Annotated in this window: 16 protein-coding genes; 7 read left to right on the top strand and 9 right to left on the bottom strand. The window is 64.2% G+C overall.

Annotated elements, in window-relative coordinates:
- Positions 1–61 precede the first annotated feature (61 nt).
- From UB31_RS16130 to UB31_RS42185, 9 genes are all read right to left on the bottom strand, one after another.
- Positions 62–544 carry a cytochrome c-type biogenesis protein gene (locus UB31_RS16130; RefSeq protein WP_045011557.1) on the bottom strand — a complete coding sequence of 161 codons (483 nt, stop codon included), beginning with the start codon at positions 542–544 and terminating at the stop codon, positions 62–64.
- 5 nt (positions 545–549) lie between these two features.
- Complete coding sequence (locus UB31_RS16125; RefSeq protein ID WP_045011556.1) at positions 550–2,532, bottom strand: heme lyase CcmF/NrfE family subunit; 1,983 nt, start codon at positions 2,530–2,532, stop codon at positions 550–552.
- Entirely contained in the window at positions 2,529–3,038 is a 510-nt protein-coding gene (gene ccmE / locus UB31_RS16120) for a cytochrome c maturation protein CcmE (protein ID WP_045006429.1), read from the bottom strand. Before ccmE ends, UB31_RS16125 begins: the two co-directional genes overlap by 4 nt.
- Before the next feature lie 37 nt (positions 3,039–3,075).
- Positions 3,076–4,188: a c-type cytochrome biogenesis protein CcmI gene (ccmI, locus tag UB31_RS16115; protein ID WP_045011555.1), complete on the bottom strand. Its 1,113-nt coding sequence runs from the start codon at positions 4,186–4,188 to the stop codon at positions 3,076–3,078.
- 171 nt (positions 4,189–4,359) lie between these two features.
- On the bottom strand, positions 4,360–4,629 hold the full coding sequence (locus tag UB31_RS16110; protein WP_045011554.1) for a hypothetical protein: 270 nt from the start codon (positions 4,627–4,629) through the stop codon (positions 4,360–4,362).
- Between the two features lie 98 nt (positions 4,630–4,727).
- On the bottom strand, positions 4,728–6,131 hold the full coding sequence (locus tag UB31_RS16105) for a hypothetical protein (protein ID WP_045011553.1): 1,404 nt from the start codon (positions 6,129–6,131) through the stop codon (positions 4,728–4,730).
- 161 nt (positions 6,132–6,292) lie between these two features.
- Entirely contained in the window at positions 6,293–7,669 is a 1,377-nt protein-coding gene (locus UB31_RS16100; RefSeq protein WP_045011552.1) for an ATP-binding protein, read from the bottom strand.
- A 91-nt stretch (positions 7,670–7,760) separates the two neighbouring features.
- Positions 7,761–8,432: a response regulator transcription factor gene (locus UB31_RS16095; RefSeq protein WP_045006433.1), complete on the bottom strand. Its 672-nt coding sequence runs from the start codon at positions 8,430–8,432 to the stop codon at positions 7,761–7,763.
- A gap of 248 nt (positions 8,433–8,680) precedes the next feature.
- Positions 8,681–8,836 carry a hypothetical protein gene (locus UB31_RS42185; protein ID WP_195799075.1) on the bottom strand — a complete coding sequence of 52 codons (156 nt, stop codon included), beginning with the start codon at positions 8,834–8,836 and terminating at the stop codon, positions 8,681–8,683.
- A 234-nt stretch (positions 8,837–9,070) separates the two neighbouring features.
- Here UB31_RS42185 and ku point away from each other — a divergent pair, with 234 nt between their 5' ends.
- The 7 genes from ku to UB31_RS16060 all read left to right on the top strand — a co-directional run bounded on the left by ku (position 9,071) and on the right by UB31_RS16060 (position 16,261).
- Positions 9,071–10,069, top strand: coding sequence for a non-homologous end joining protein Ku (gene ku, locus UB31_RS16090; RefSeq protein WP_045011551.1), 999 nt, complete (start codon positions 9,071–9,073; stop codon positions 10,067–10,069).
- A 59-nt stretch (positions 10,070–10,128) separates the two neighbouring features.
- The gene (locus UB31_RS16085) at positions 10,129–10,365 is read left to right on the top strand and encodes a ubiquitin family protein (protein WP_045006435.1); all 237 of its coding nucleotides are present in this window, start codon (positions 10,129–10,131) and stop codon (positions 10,363–10,365) included.
- 227 nt (positions 10,366–10,592) lie between these two features.
- Positions 10,593–10,736, top strand: a complete 144-nt coding sequence (locus tag UB31_RS16080; RefSeq protein ID WP_245305995.1) for a hypothetical protein — start codon at positions 10,593–10,595, stop codon at positions 10,734–10,736.
- 237 nt (positions 10,737–10,973) lie between these two features.
- Positions 10,974–11,138 (top strand): Flp family type IVb pilin, encoded by a 165-nt coding sequence (locus UB31_RS16075; protein WP_045006437.1) that lies wholly within the window; start codon positions 10,974–10,976, stop codon positions 11,136–11,138.
- Positions 11,139–11,568: 430 nt separating this feature from the next.
- Positions 11,569–11,979 (top strand): hypothetical protein, encoded by a 411-nt coding sequence (locus UB31_RS16070; protein ID WP_045011549.1) that lies wholly within the window; start codon positions 11,569–11,571, stop codon positions 11,977–11,979.
- Between the two features lie 584 nt (positions 11,980–12,563).
- Positions 12,564–14,198 carry a thiamine pyrophosphate-requiring protein gene (locus UB31_RS16065; RefSeq protein WP_045006439.1) on the top strand — a complete coding sequence of 545 codons (1,635 nt, stop codon included), beginning with the start codon at positions 12,564–12,566 and terminating at the stop codon, positions 14,196–14,198.
- 95 nt (positions 14,199–14,293) lie between these two features.
- A complete protein-coding gene (locus UB31_RS16060) occupies positions 14,294–16,261 on the top strand; it encodes a GAF domain-containing sensor histidine kinase (RefSeq protein ID WP_045011548.1) in 1,968 nt (655 codons plus the stop codon).
- The last annotated feature ends 7 nt before the right edge of the window (positions 16,262–16,268 follow it).

Raw genomic sequence — 16,268 nt, 5'->3', positions numbered from 1 at the left:
AGGCTGAAAGTTGTTGTCTGACAGGAACTTAATGGAGTTCCCGAAAACCTGTCGACCGCCGCTAGCGCGAGGTCGCGTCGTCGGACATCAATGCGGCGAGCCGCGCTTTTTCGTCGGGCGTCAGCGGCGGACCAGGTACGTCTGCACCATTCCGCGAGCGGCGACGGAGTTGCAGCCACAGTGCAATGCCGCCGCCGGTGAGCAGCAGCGGCGCGAGCAGCCACAACAACAAGGTTTGACGTTCGAAGCGTGGCTTCAGCAGCACGAACTCGCCGTAGCGTGCGACCAGGAAGTCGAGCACCTGCGCGTTGCTGTCGCCGGCCGCGATCCGCTCGCGCACCAGAAGCCGCAGATCGCGCGCGAGCGGCGCGTCGGAATCGTCGATCGACTGGTTTTGGCAGACCATGCAGCGCAGCTCGCGCGACAAGTCGCGCGCGCGCACCTCCTTGGCCGGGTCAGACATGATCTCGTCCGGCTGCACGGCATGCGCCGCAGGCACAGCCAACAGCGCGAGCGCAACGATCGCGGCCATCATCCGGCGCATCAAAATCACTCCGCCGGTTGCAGGCGCTGCTTGGCCCGCGCCGGTTTTGGCGCGCCGACCCGCAAGCGCCGGTCCGAGAGTGACAGCATGCCGCCGAGCGCCATCAGCACCGGTCCCCACCAGATCAGAAGCACAAGCGGCTTGTGATAGATGCGTACCGCGATGGCGCCGTCGGCGGTGACGTCGCCGAGCGAAATGTAGAGCTGGCTGGCACCACGCGTCAGCAACGCAGCCTCGGTGGTGGAGGAGCCGCGGGTGGTGAAGCTGCGCTTCGACGGCGTCATGACGCTGAGAGCACTGCCGTCCCGGCTGACGTTGAACTGGGCAATCATCTCGCGGTAGTTCGGTCCCTGGCGTTCAAGCAGGCCGTCGAGCTTCAGCTCGTAGCCGGCGACCTGTGCGACGTCGTTCGGCCTCATGGTCGCGATATATTCGCTGTTCCAGGTGGTCTCGCAGACGATCCCGATCAGCGCGACGCCGAGGCCGGCATGAGCGAACACCGAGCCCCACGCCGAGCGCGGCAGGCCGCGGGCACGGTGCAGCGTCGTCGCGAACGGCAGGCGAAACAGGCCGGTCCGTTCGGAGAGATCCGTTAGGGCACCGCCGATGACGAAGACGCCAAGCCCGATCGCCAATGGCGCCAGCGCACTGCCCCCGCGCGTCCAGGCCCAGACAATGGCGACCACAACGAGCCCGGCAACGCCGGCCGTGAGCAGGCGCTGGGTGACGCCAAGCAGATCGCCCCGCTTCCACGCCAGCAGCGGCCCGAACGGCACCGCGAGCAGCAGCAGGACGAACAGCGGCACGAAGCTGAGATTGTAGAACGGCGCCCCGACCGACATCTTGAAATCGGCCAGCACTTCCATGGCGAGCGGATAGAGCGTGCCGAACAGCACGACCGCGCAGGCCACGGTGAGCAGCAAATTGTTCAGCACCAGCGCGCCCTCGCGCGAGATCGGCGCGAACAGGCCGCCCTGCTTCAACGACGTGGCGCGCCCCGCGAACAGCGACAGGCTGCCGCCGATGAACAGGCAGAGGATCAGGAGAATGAACACGCCGCGGGTCGGATCATTGGCGAAGGCGTGCACGGAGGTGATGACGCCCGAGCGCACTAGGAACGTGCCGAGCAGTGACAGCGAGAAGGTCAGGATCGACAGCAGGATAGTCCAGACCTTCAGCGCGTTGCGCTTCTCCATCACCAGCGCCGAATGCAGCAGCGCGGTGCCGGCGAGCCACGGCATCAGCGAGGCGTTCTCGACGGGATCCCAGAACCACCAGCCGCCCCAGCCGAGCTCGTAATAGGCCCAGTATGAGCCCATCGCGATGCCGAGCGTCAGGAAGATCCAGGCCACCAGCGTCCACGGCCGCACCCAGCGCGCCCAGGCCGCATCGATACGCCCCTCGATCAGCGCTGCGATCGCGAAGGAGAACGAGATCGAGAATCCGACATAGCCGAGATAGAGCATCGGCGGATGCACGGCGAGGCCGATATCCTGGAGCACCGGATTGAGATCACGTCCCTCGATCGGCGGATTGACGATGCGCAGGAACGGATTCGAGGTCATCAGGATGAAGAGATAGAAGGCGCTGGCGATCCAGGCCTGCACGGCAAGCACATGCGCGCGCAGTGACAGCGGCAGATTGTTGCCGAAGGCCGCGACCAGCCCGCCGAACAGCGCCAGGATCGACACCCACAACAGCATCGAGCCTTCATGATTTCCCCACACGCCGGTGATCTTGTAGATCAGAGGCTTCATGGAGTGCGAATTCTCGTAGACGTTGGCGACGGAGAAATCCGAGGTCACGTGCAACGTGACGAGCGCAACGAACGACGCGCCGACAAACAGCAGCTGCGCCAGCGCGGTCGAGCGCGCCACGTTCATCAACGCGGCATCGTGCAAGCGTGCACCGATCGGCGGCACGACGGATTGAATCAGTGCCAGCGCGAGCGCGAGCACCAGCGCATAATGTCCGGCTTCTGCGATCACCGCACCGCTCCCTGCGAATTGCCCTGCGCGGTCGTGGCCGCAGGCTTGACGCCATCAGAAGCTTTCGCACCGTAATCGTCCTTCCAGTGCCCCTGCTTCTTCAGGGCATCGGCGACGTCCTTGGGCATGTAGGTCTCGTCGTGCTTGGCGAGCACGGTGTCGGCCTTGAACACGCCGTTGGCGTCGAGCGCACCCTCGGCGACGATGCCCTGCCCTTCGCGGAACAGATCAGGCAGGATGCCCTTGAAGGCGACGGGAAGTTTGGCACCGCCATCGGCGACTTCGAACGTCACCGCGAGATTGTCGCCACGCTGAAGCGAGCCCGGCTGCACCAGGCCGCCGAGGCGAAACCGCTTGCCGGGCTGGACGTGCTTTTCGGCAACCATGGTCGGGGTCGAGAAGAACACGATGGAGTCGCGCAGTGCGTTGAGCACCAGCGCGGCCGCGAGCGCAAGCACGGCGAGCGAGCCGCCGATGATGGTCATACGTCGCTGCTTGCGCGTCATGGCGTATCCACTCTCTGCTCGTCTCGTCCCAAAATCGTCATCCGTCGAGCCCGAGATTCTTCAGGCCCTCGTTGAGCTGGTGCAGCCGCTCGGCGTCGTTGGCGACCGCCTGACGGGCATCGATTGAGGCCCCCATCGCCTTGTCGCGCGCGCCCATCACGAGATAGGCGCGCACCAGACGCAGCCAGCCGTCGACATCGTCGCCGTTCTGCTTCAAGCGGGTGGCCAGACGTTCGACCATGCCGCGGATCATCGTGCCGCGATCGCCCTCGCTCATGTCCTTGGAAGCTGAGATCGTCTCGTCCGACAGTGTCGGCATCGTGCCGCCGCCGCCGACCCGCGCCAGCGAGGATTGCACCAGGGGGCGCCACGGTGCATCGGCAGGCGCCTTCGCAAGCAACGCGCGCCAGATATTGGCGGCATCGTCCTTATGGCCGTCCTGCTCGGCGGCAAGCCCGAGGAAGTAGTTTGCCTTGGGATCGTCGGCGTTCAGCGCATGCGCCCGCTCGAATTCGGTCTTGGCTTCCGCCGTCACCACGCCGCTGGCGGCGGCCGAGATCGCCTCGCCGAGATCGGCCCTGCGCTCCGGGCTCTCGCCGTTATAGGTGATCGAATTGCGATAGGCGCGCACGGCATCGTCGAAGCGGCCGAGCCGTTCCAGCACCGGGGCGAGCACATTCCAGCCGCGCCCGTCGGTCGGATTTTTTTCCAGATGTTGCTGGACCTGCACGACGAGATTGTCGAGCGACTGCGCCATGCCGGATCCGGCCCCGCGCTCCCGTTGCGCCAGCGGGAAGTCGCGAAGCGCGGGCGAACCGAGCGGAACGTAGATCGCAGCCGCGACCAGAGGCAGACCGACGAGCGCCAGCACGGCGGCCGCGCGACGCCATTTGAGATTGGACTTCGGCTCCGACACAGGCTCGCTGCCGGCCGCGGCGAGCAGCCTGCGGCTGATCTCGACGCGTGCGGCCTCGGCTTCGGGAGCTGCGATCAGTCCTGCGGCGAGATCACGCTCGATCTCGGCCAGCTGATCCTTGTAGACCACGACCTCGCTGCCCTGATTTTCTGCGCGTCCGCCACGGCCGAGCGGCCAGAGCACGGCGAATATCGCCGCGACCGTCATCAGCGCGAACACGAACCATAGCGTCATCTGGCAAGCTTCCGGCAGCGCGCGAGCCGCGCCCAAGAGTGGCCTTATCACGTGGCATCATCACGTGGCGTTACACCACGTGGCTTTACACCACGGCCGGATGAGGCGGCAATTGACAATTGTCAATTCGGCGCGAGCAATGCGGTCCCGAAACGGTGATAATCCAACGACTTAGCCGATCTCGAAGTCCGCGCTCTGGGCGGCGTCCTCGCCACGCCCGTTGAGGGCCTTCAGGAAGTACGTTCCTGGTCTAATTGCGTCCGGCAGCCTGATGCGCACCGCCCCGACCGGAACCGGTGATGCGATTCTGGTGGCCGTCTCGGGCAGTTGCTGGCCGCTTGCCTTCTCGACCAGCACCACCTTCGCGCTGACCATCAGTCTTTGATAATTCGCAACAATGATGCGGTTCTCAATTTCAACGAAGCTGATAAGTGGTTTCATGCGCCTACAAATAGAAATTCCCCGGACTTGCACGGGACCGTAGGGCCCACGACCGGCATCGTCAACTACAAATTGTGATCACAAAATATGCGTTTGAATCAGCTGGCGCGCGTCGATTTGCGCTCGCCCGTCGCCGCGTTTTCTGCGGCGCGGCTCATCAGCGAGGCGTAGTCATCGCCGAACAGCACTTCGCAGAAGCGGATCGCGGCCTGAACCTGCTGCTGTCGGTAGGTGCGAACCTTGTGATCGGCGCCGCGCAGCGACTGCACCAGCGATTCCGTCGACCGTTCGACATATTGCTGGAGGTCGGAATAGGTGCGCAGCGTCACCTCGTTGATCGCGAGCTCGCTGGCATAATTGCGGCAGGTCGCGACGAAATCGATCAGCGCCACGGTCTCCTCCACCTCGGTGCTGTCGATCCGCGCTCCCGGTGGAATATCCTTCTCGGCGCGCTGGCGCAGGATGCGGCGAACGCGGCCGGGAACGCTGTCGATCTCCGATTGCAGGGCATTGGAGATGTCGGCCCGGATCGAGGTCAGCTGCTTGCCCCAGGTGGAATCGTTGCGCAGGTCGAGCTCGGTGCGCAGGCCGCGCACACCGTCATGCAGCGCCTTCAGATTGTCGGCGACGGTGTCGAAGCGGCTGCGCTTGATGTCCATGCGCAAATTGGCGGCAACGCAGGACAAATCGTGCAGCGCCATCGTGACGGCGACGCCATAGGGCGTTGCCGCGACGCGGATCTCGTCGTCGGATGCGGCGATCTTGATGGCGAGGCGGATGATCTGCCATGGCGCGGTCATGCGCTGGACCACCACCGACAGCGCGAAGGGCAGCATCTGCGGCGTCTGGAGCACGGGAATGTTGAGCGCAGCCGTCACCGCGACGACTTGGGGATCGCCGAACGCGCGCAGGAAGCGCGGGAGCTTTTCGTTGAGCGTGCCGAGCGCCTCGCGAACCCCGAGCACCGCGCCGATCGAATAGAGATCCTCGATCACGTTGGGCGGGCCGACGCGGGCGAGCGCACGCGACTTGTCGCCACCGCCCGGCCCGGTCAGCTCGAAGATGGCGTCCGCGGCCGTCGCCTGGAGTTTTTGCGCGAGGGCCTCGACCTGGCCGGCACTGTCGGCAGCCGGCATATGCGCCAGCGCCGTCTCGAATTCGTTCAGCTTGTCCGGGGCCCCGTCGCGGCCGAGCCATTGCCAGATCGGATGCAGCGAAGAGCGGCGGATCTGGCCGACCCGGGTCGGGGCGCCGGCCTCGACCAGGAACGGCTCCAGCACCTGGAATAGCAGCCGTGACAGATCGTCGGTACGCGGCGGCGGGGCTTCGTCGGCCTCGGTCTTGCGCACGATCTTGCGCAGCTGGTCGAGCACGAGGGTCGCGACAGCCGTGTCCTGGCCGCGCTCAAGCGCACGCTCGAACTCCCGCATCAGCAGCGCCTGCGCCTGCGGCGGGAGCTGCGCGAGATATTCTCTCAGCCGCTCGATCGATGTCTGGCTCATGCGCCCGGGTAATGCACGGTAAAGTGGCGGACGTGGGATGCGTCCGGGCGCGATCATAGAGGCGCGCGCCTTAAGAAGCCGTTGAGGAAGTCGCGCGCAATGCCCCCGAATTCGTCCGGATCGACGTCGGCCAGGGCAGAAAATCGCGCCGGAACAAGGGATCATATTCCCGGCAGCACCAGCTCGGCGCGCAGACCCCCGATCGGCGCCGGACCGAGCGAGAGGCTGCCGCCATAGAGTGCGGCGAGGTCGACCACGATGGAGAGGCCGAGGCCCGATCCCGGCTTGGACTCGTCGAGGCGCTGGCCGCGCCGGGAGACTTGGGCGCGCTCGGCCTCCGACAACCCACGGCCGTCATCATCGACGATGAGCCGTAGCCGCGGGCCAGCGCCGGCCTGCTGCGGGGCCTCCACCAAAACCTCGATAAAGACCCGCGAGGCCGCCCATTTGCAGGCATTGTCGACGAGATTGCCGACCATCTCCTCCAGATCCTGCCGCTCGCCGCGGAATTTTGCCGACGGATCGGCCTTGGCCTCGACGATGATGCCGCGGCCGCGGTGGATCTTCTCCATGGTCCGCCGCAACGCCTCGATGGCGGGCGCGACCTCCGTCACGGTGCCGACGACGGAGACCCTGGCGGCGATGCGGGCGCGCTCCAGATGATGGGCGACCTGGTCGCGCATCACGTCCGCCTGCTCCATGACCTTGGCCGCGAACGGATCGGCGGCGTGGATGCCGGCCTCGTTGACGATGACCGAGAGTGGCGTCTTGATCGCATGCGCGAGATTGCCGACATGGGTGCGGGCGCGCTCGACGATCTCGCGATTGGCGTCGATCAGCGCGTTGGTCTCGCGCGCCAAAGGCGCGATCTCGACCGGGAATTCGCCCTCGAGCCGCTCGGCCCGCCCGGAGCGGATGTCGGCAATGGACTCCGAGATGCGCTTGAGCGGTGCGAGACCGAAGCGGACCTGGAACACGGTGGTCAGCAGCAGCACGATGCCGAGCGCTGTGAAGGTGCTGCCGAGATAATAGTCAAAACTCCGCGTCTCGTCGAAAATCTCGGTGTCGTCGCCCGCGACGCTGACGAGAAATTTGCCGTCGCCGCCGAGATCGACCGGCCGTTCCACCATGCGCAGATTCTGGCCCTCGGGCCCGTCGACATAAGCGAGCCGGATACCGGCGGCGGTGAGCTCGGCGCCCTGCTCTTCCAGCTTCGGCAGCTTCTTGTCCCAGAGCGAGCGCGACGAGCGCACCTCCGGCTTTTCGGTGTCGGTGCGGGTGATCTGCCAATACCAGCCGGACAGCGGCAGCTCGAACAGCGGCTCGCCGAGCGACTGGAACTGGCGGTCCGGCGGCTCGTCGGGGGTCGCGACCTCGGCGATCAGCGTGCGCAGATAGAGGTTGAGCCGGCGATCGAAGGCGCGCTCGGTGGCATTCTTGTAGACCGAGGACAGCACGACGCCGGTGATGGCCAGGATCACCACGAGCCAGGCGGTCGCCGACAGGAACAGGCGGTTCGCAAGCGAGCTGGCGGGCATCGGAATGATCCCGGAGGCGCGAGGTGGCATGGCGTCGGCGGTCATGACCGGACCAAGGCGCGTGTCGGGCCGCCCGTCAAGCCCACACCCTTCAGGCGCCCGCGGCTGGCGGGGTCAGGAGATAGCCGAGACCGCGGACGGTCTGGATGATGTCGACGTCGAGCTTCTTGCGGATACGGCCGACAAAGACCTCAATCGTATTGGAGTCGCGGTCGAAATCCTGGTCGTAGAGATGCTCGACGAGCTCGGTGCGGGAGACGACGCGGCCGGAATGGTGCATCAGATATTGCAGTAGCCGATACTCGTGGGAGGTCATCTTGATGGGGTTGCCGGAGACGGTCACCTTGTTGGTTCTCGTATCGAGGGTCACCGGTCCGCAGGTCAGTTCGCTCTGCGCATGGCCGGCCGAGCGGCGCAGCAGGGCACGAAGTCGCGCCAGCACCTCCTCCAGATGGAACGGCTTTGCGACGTAATCGTCGGCGCCGGCATCGAAGCCCTGCACCTTGTCGCTCCAGCGATCGCGCGCGGTGAGGATCAGGACAGGCATGGTGCGGCCGTTGCGGCGCCAGGCCTCCAGCACCGAGATGCCGTCCTTCTTCGGCAGGCCGATATCGAGCACCACGGCGTCGTAGGGTTCGTTGTCGCCGAGATAGTGCCCCTCCTCACCGTCGAAGGCGCGATCGACGACGTAACCGGCGTCGGTCAGCGCCTTGGTGAGCTGGCGATTGAGATCCGGGTCGTCCTCAACAACAAGCAGGCGCACGCTTCTCTCCAAAGATAGGTTGCAAGGATAGGCCGCATGAATGACAGCCTCAGATGATCAATTCCGGCGTGAACTGAGTATGAACGCCGGGAACCGGCTTACGTTACTTTTTGGTCATTTACGACCCGCTCTCGCACTGATGCGACTGCGCCCGCCAGGCCACTGGACGAGCCGGTGGCGTGGCGGGCGCAATGTGCCGCGTTACGCGGCGAGTCGAAAGATCCGGGAGCGTCCTGTCGATCTGGCCGTCAGGTCCGGAAGAACACGAACCAGACGACGGCGAGGATCAGGATTGCCAGCCCGGTCGAGATGGCGAGCAGCGCTGCCACGGACGGTCCTGGCTCGCCCTGGCGTGCCTCGGTTGCAGTTTCGACGATCTGGCGCTGCTCTCGCGTGGTTGCCATGGTGACCTCAATCTCTGGCTGTCGCCTCCGATTGCCGCGACTTCTCGCGGCCTTGTGTCCCGGTGCAACGCCTGATCGGATACGATGTTCCGGCTTTTGCGGACGGCTTGAGCTGCAACCGCGCGCCCAGCGGCCGGTTAACGCAGTTGCAAGATTCCGCATCCCGCCTTGCTATGATTCGCTGTTCCCCGATGGTATCCTCGTCAGCTGTCCCCGTTGCGTTTGGAGTAACCCATGGCCCCCCGTGCCAATTGGAAGGGTTTTTTGCGCCTCTCGCTCGTGACCTGCCCGGTCGCGCTGTATCCGGCCACGTCGGATACCGAGAAGGTCTCGTTCAACCAGATCAACCGCAAGACCGGCCACCGGATCAAGTATCTGAAGGTCGACGCCGAGACCGGTGACGAGGTGACCTCCGAGGACATCGTCAAGGGCTACAAGGTCGACACCGACACCTATATCGAGGTCACGAAGGACGAACTCGACGACATCGCGCTCGACTCGACCCATACGATCGAGATCGACGAGTTCGTGCCGAAGACCGACATCGACAACCGCTATCTGATCCGTCCCTATTATCTCGTGCCGGACGGCAAGGTCGGCCACGACGCCTTTGCGGTGATCCGCGAGACCATCCGCAGCATGGACAAGGTCGCGATCGGCCGCGTGGTGCTGACCAACCGCGAGCATATCATCGCGCTCGAGCCGCTCGAGACCGGCCTGATGGGCACCCTGCTGCGCTACCCCTACGAGGTGCGCAGCGAGAAGGACTATTTCGACGACATCCAGGACGTGAAGCTGACCAAGGACATGCTCGACCTCGCCAAGCATATCGTCGAGAAGAAGTCCGGCGCGTTCGAACCCGAGCTGTTCGAGGATCACTACGAGACCGCGCTGATCGATCTCATCAACAAGAAGCGCTCTGGTGTGCCGATCGCAGCGAAGGCTGCGCCGAAGACGGGCGGCAACGTCATCAATCTGATGGACGCGCTGAAGAAGAGCATCGCCAACGAGAAGGACGCAGCGCCCGCGGCGAAGGTCGCCAAAGAGACCGTCAAGGGCAAGAAGCCGAAGAAGCGTGTCGAGGGCCAGCGCGAGATGCTGCTGCCGATCTCGGGCAAGGGCGGCAAGGACGCAGCCGCCAGGGCAGCGGCGCCCAAGGAAACTTCCAAGGAAACTTCCAAGAGGGCCGACAAGCCGGCGCGCGCGCCGGCGCGGACCAAGAAGGCCGGCTGACGGCATCACGTCCATCGATCGCGTCGTGATGTCTCTCCTCATCGATCGGGCGGCCTGACATGCCCTGGTCGACGCCGTTCGACGATCCGATTGCGTTACGCGGCGGACGCAGGCTGCGCACGCTGCAAGAGGCCGCCGACTACATCATGCAACTGCCCGAAGCCGAGCAGCATGAAGCGCGCTGGCAAACGGCAATCGAGACTCTGATCAACGCGGCGGAGAATGGCGGCGGCTGGCTGATGTTTGCCCGCATCGGCATGCTGCGGGCGCTGAACGCGGACGACCGGCGCGAATGACAGCGATGGTCGGCATGCTTGCCGATCGGTTGACGAACAGCCTCAAAAATCCGTTAAGCAGCCCCCTCATTCCGCACGCCGTGCCGTGGCACCGCATCCGAGTATTCCTACGGGAGACAAAATTAACCGTCGATTCCGCTTGCGCGCACCATGGTCCCGGCATCGATTGAGCCAAGGTTCGCACGACCGTGCCGCAGCAGGACGCCAGAAAGAACTACATCGGTATCGTGAGCGACACGACCGAGGACGAGCGGATCGCCGACACGGCGGTGCGCTCGCAGCCGCATGTGATGAGCTATCTGGTCGGACGCCTTGCACAAGTGCTGGGACGCCCGCGCAAGGGCGCGCCGGGACGCGCGACCACGCCTTGAGGCGCGGCGTCAGGACGGCGCCTATGCCCTTCACGCCCCACGATGTCCCGAGGCCCCGCCGGCTTCCGCTCATTTGAATTGGATAATGAAACCTTCGTTTAACGGCTGTTACGATAAGACACAGTCAGCAAGGTCGTCCGAGCCTGCATTTTTGACACACGCAGAAACCGAGCCGATCGATTTACCGATTTGATAACGGCGCGAGCATACATTGACCCGGATGAATAGGAGTTGGCGATGACTTTGCTCAGGTCTTTTCTTGTCGATGAAACTGGCGCCACCGCGATCGAGTATGGCCTGATCGCCGCCGGTATCGCGCTCGCCATCGTGACGATTGTGACCAACACGGGCAGCGTCCTCCTCAGCAACAAATTCGCCTCGATCAGCGCGGCCACGAAGTAGCTGCCGCTCCCGGCTCTCCGCCATCCCGTCATTGCGAGCGCAGCGAAGCAATCTAGAGTCCTTCCGCGGAGGGATTCTGGATTGCTTCGCTGCGCTCGCAACGACGGAGTGTGGGCAACGGCGCTCCTGCAGCCTGCTCTTTGCCCGCACCCCGGCCCGCACCCCGTGACGATCGCGAAACGCCCCTTGTGGGGGCTGAGGCGATTTAGCCAATACGCCAGAACAGAATTTCTGTAGATGCGAATATTTATGTCGCCACTGATTGACCCAGCGCGGGCGTGTTTTGCCCGCCGGGTAGCCGGTAGGATGGGTTTCCGCTCCCCATTTCCGTCAACTTTGATCGCCATGTGAGTGCTAATATTTTCCAAGACCGCCTGGCTCGGAGAGCCATGCTATCAATCGTTGAACCAAAGCCGTTTGAAGGATGCGGATGAAACGCGCGACGCTCTTGGCTCTCAGCTTCGTGTTTATTGCCGCGTGGTCGCAGGACAGCGCGAGAGGTCAGACTTCGGTCGCGCCGCCGGTTTCACTTGCTCCACCCAAGGCGTCGCCGCCACGTGCAGGCGCTAAAAACTCCTCGGCAGCGACTGACAGCATGTCGACACCGGCGACCAGCGGATCTCCATCGTTGCCGAATCCGGCCGTCGACTACGATGGTTTTAGCGTCGGCACCGTCGACGACAATGACACCCCCGATCAGGCGACGCGACCGACGAGGCCACGTGCAGCAAAGGGCTCCAAGCCCAATCCGGATACAAAAGGCAGCACGGCACAGGAAGCGATCGATCAGGAAGATGAGGCGCTGAAGCGCAAGCTGACGATCTGCAAAAGCTGCAAATAGGCGGTTCCCGTTGGTTATGTCGACCTACGGCTGGCAAGCTCGCAGCATGGCTTGAACTCTTGCGAAGCCCATTGATGCTGAGTTTCCGCTCGCGAACCCGTGAAGAGACTTCGTCGACCGCGCGGAACGAAACAATCGACTTTCGGATTGAAGCCGGTTTCCATCGACCACGAAGTCACCGCAAAACATCGCCGAGCTACAGTTCGCGTTGTTCTGGTTGGGAGAGACAACAATGCGGTCGCATCAGGCTTTCGTCGCTCCGACAATCATCCTCTGTTGCTCGCTGTTGAGCATCGCCACTCTGGTGATGGTCGGAGCGTGGTGAAGTCAGGTTAACGTCCATGCGCGAAGAATTCACATCGCTCGCTTTTCTGGCCGTAACGATAGCCGGTGTCGCGTTACTGGGATCAGGTCTGCTCGCACTGGTCCTGGTGGGATAGGCCGCGCGGCCCCTTTCCAGATGCGCGCTCGTGCTGCATAGCAGCCCTCTGCGCACAAAGCGGCGCTTTACCCCCTGCTCGATTCCTGATCCTCTCTCCCTAATCAGCCGGGACCAACCGGCACACGCCAGGGAGAGAGACGCCATGAAGCTCGGCACCGCTATTGCGGAAATCATGCGGCGCGAGGGGATCGAGATCCTCTGCGGTTATCCCGTCAACCATTTGATCGAGCATGCGGCGAAGGCCGAGATCCGGCCCGTGATGGTGCGGCAGGAGCGCGTCGGGATACACATGGCGGACGCGATCTCGCGCGTGACGTCGGGACGCACGATCGGCGCGTTCTGCATGCAGCACGGGCCCGGCGCGGAAAATGCGATGGGTGGCGTCGCGCAATGCTTTGGCGAATCCGTGCCCGTGCTGGTGCTGCCGATGGGCTATCAGCGCAGGCTCTCGCATATCGAGCCGAACTTCAATTCCAGCGAGGTGATGAAGGCATTCTCGAAATCCTCCGAGCCGATCATCCTGGCCGCCGAAGTCGCCAACATCTTCCGCCGCGCATTTACAAAATTGAAGAACGGCCGCGGCGGGCCGGTGATTGTCGAGATCCCCGCGGACATGTGGAACGAGGAGGTGCCGGAGCCGCTGAATTACACGCCGGTGCTGCGCACGCGTTACGGCGCCGACCCCGTGCATGTGAAGGAAGCAGCCGCCCTGCTCGTCAATGCCAAGCGGCCGGTGATCTATGCCGGCCAGGGCGTGCATTACGCGCAGGCGTGGCCGCAGCTGAAGCGGCTTGCGGAGAGGCTCGCCATTCCCGTCACCACCAGTCTCGGCGGCAAGTCGTCGTTTCCGGAAACGCATCCGCTCTCGCTCGGCTCCGGCGGCCTCGCGGTGCCGCGCGCGGTGCCGAAATTCCTCGCTGAGGCCGACGTCATCTTCGGGATCGGCTGCTCCTTCACCGAGACCAGCTTCGGCATCGCGATGCCGAAGGGCAAAACGATCATCCATTCCACGCTCGATCCGAACCATCTCAACAAGGACGTGGAGGCCAAGATCGGCCTCGTCGGCGATGCCGGTCTCGTGCTCGATGCGCTGCTCGACGAGATCGGCAAGACCGTCACCGCGGATCGCAACGCCGCGACGGTCGCAGCCGAGATCGCGGCCTCGCACAAGGAGTGGTTCGCCAAATGGATGCCGAAGCTCACCAGCAATGACGCGCCGCTCAACCCGTATCGCGTGCTCTGGGACCTCCAGCACACCGTCGACATCGGCAACACCATCATCACCCATGATGCCGGCAGCCCGCGCGACCAGCTCTCGCCGTTCTGGAAGGCAGTCGAGCCCCTCTCCTATCTCGGCTGGGGCAAGACGACGCAGCTTGGCTACGGCCTCGGGCTTGCGATGGGCGCAAAACTCGCAAAGCCCGACAAGCTCTGCATCAATGTCTGGGGCGATGCCGCGATCGGCTTTACGGGCATGGATTTCGAGACCGCGGTGCGCGAACGCATCCCGATCATGTCGATCCTGCTCAACAATTTCTCGATGGCGATCGAGCTGAAGGTTATGCCGATCTCGACCGAAAAATATCGCTCGACCGACATTTCCGGCGACTATGCCGCGATGGCGCGCGCCTTCGGCGGCTATGGCGAGCGGGTGACAAGGCCGGAGGACATCGTGCCTGCGATCAGACGCGGGATCCAGAAGACGAAGGAAGGCGTGCCGGTGCTCTTGGAGTTCATTACCAGCAAGGAGACGGAGGTGTCCCGGCCGGGTATGTGAGCCGGCCGCCGCGCCACGGGTGCTGGCTCCGGCCGCAGAAGATGTGATAATCCGGCTTGGTGCCGCGCATGTCGCGGCATTGAGCCGGAATGCAAATGACCACCCTTTCCAACGACGTCGCCGGGATCGACGAGTTCAAGCGGCAATTGCAGTCCGCAGCGGACGAGAACGCGCGGCTGCGCAGCGAGCTTGCGACCGCGCGCGATCACCAAAGCGCCAGCGCCGAGATTTTGCGCACCATCGCGGCCTCCCCTTCCGATGCCCGGCCGGTCTTCGCGGCGATTGCGTCCAGCTCGAAGCACCTGCTCGGCGCTTTCTCCGCCACCGTGCTTCAGTTCATCGGCGACGAACTGCACCTCGTGGCGTTCACGCCGACCAGCCCGGACGCGGACGAAGGGCTGAAGGCGACGTTCCCGCGGCGGATCGAGGACTTTCCGACTTTTGCCCTCGTCCGCGGCGGCGAGACCATCCAGTTTCCCGACAGCGAGGCCGTGGACGTTCCCGTGCTGAATCGGGATCTAGCGCGGTTGCGCGGCTTCCGCAGCGTGCTGTTCATGCCGCTGATGAATCAGGGCACGCCGGTCGGCATGATCAGCGTCACGCGCGCCGAGCCCGGCGCGTTTGCACCCGACCTCGTGCAGTTGCTCCAGACGTTTGCCGATCAGGCCGTGATCGCAATCGAGAATGCGCGGCTGTTCAACGAGACACAACGTACACTCGAGCGGCAGACGGCGACAGCCGACATCTTGAAAGTGATGGCGGCGTCGCCATCCGACGTGCAGCCGGTGTTCGACGCCATCGCCGCCAATGCCAAGCGGCTGATCGGCGGCTTCTCCACCGCCGTGCTGCGCTACTTCGACGGCGCCGCGCACCTTGCCGCCTTCACGCCGGGCGACCCGGCCGGTGATCGCGTGCTCCAGGCGTCGTTCCCGGTGCCGCTCGCCCAGTTCCCGGCCTACCAGCTGGTGGCCAATGGTGAATCGGCGCAGCTCCCCGACACCGAGCTCGAGCCGGCCGCACGCGACATCGCGCGCGCCCGCGGCTTCCGCAGCATGCTGTTCGCGCCGCTGATGAGCGAGGGCGAGGCGATCGGCGTCATCATCGTCACACGCAGCACGACTGGCGCGTTCGGCGAGCATCATGTGCGGCTGTTGCAAACTTTTGCTGACCAGGCCGTGATCGCCATCAAGAATGTCAGCCTGTTCAACGAGGTGCAGACCCGCACGGTGGAGCTGACCAAATCGCTCGACGATTTGCGCGCAGCGCAAGACCGGCTGATCCAGACCGAGAAGCTTGCCTCGCTCGGCCAGCTGACCGCCGGCATCGCGCATGAGATCAAGAACCCGCTCAACTTCGTCAACAATTTCGCTGCGCTGTCCGCCGATCTGACGGACGAATTGAACGAGGCCCTCGCGCCCGTTCCGCTCGCGGACGATATCCGCGCGGAGGTCGACGAACTGACCGGGCTGCTGAAGGACAATCTGGGCAAGGTCGTGCAGCACGGAAGGCGCGCCGACTCGATCGTCAAGAACATGCTGCTGCATTCGCGCGCAGGCACCGGCGAGCACCGGTTGACCGACATCAACGCGCTGGTCGAGGAGAGCCTCGACCTCGCCTATCACGGCGCGCGTGCCGAGAAGCCGCAGTTCGACGTCACCGTTAAGCGCGAGCTCGATCCCAAGGCTGGCACGGCGGAATTGTTTCCGCAGGAGATCACACGGGTGCTGTTGAACCTGATCTCCAACGGCTTCTATGCGCTGGCCAGGCGCGGCAACGGCTCCGCTCCCCTGCTCAGCGCCACGACGCACGACCGCGGCACTGAAGTCGAGATCCGGATCCGCGACAACGGCACCGGCATTCCCCCCGACGTGAAGGAGAAGATGTTCAATCCCTTCTTCACGACCAAGCCCGCCGGTGAAGGCACCGGGCTCGGCCTTTCTCTCAGCCACGACATCATCGTGAAACAGCACGGCGGCACGATCGACGTCGATACGCGTCCCGGTGAATTCACCGAGTTCACGATCCGATTACCTCGCAAGAGTAGTTTCATAGACAAGGGTTAGCCTCACG

The organism is Bradyrhizobium sp. LTSP849 (assembly GCF_000938255.1).
Classification (GTDB): domain Bacteria; phylum Pseudomonadota; class Alphaproteobacteria; order Rhizobiales; family Xanthobacteraceae; genus Bradyrhizobium.
The sequence above is the reverse complement of the archived record's forward strand: the minus strand, read 5'-3'. Positions and strand labels throughout refer to the sequence as shown.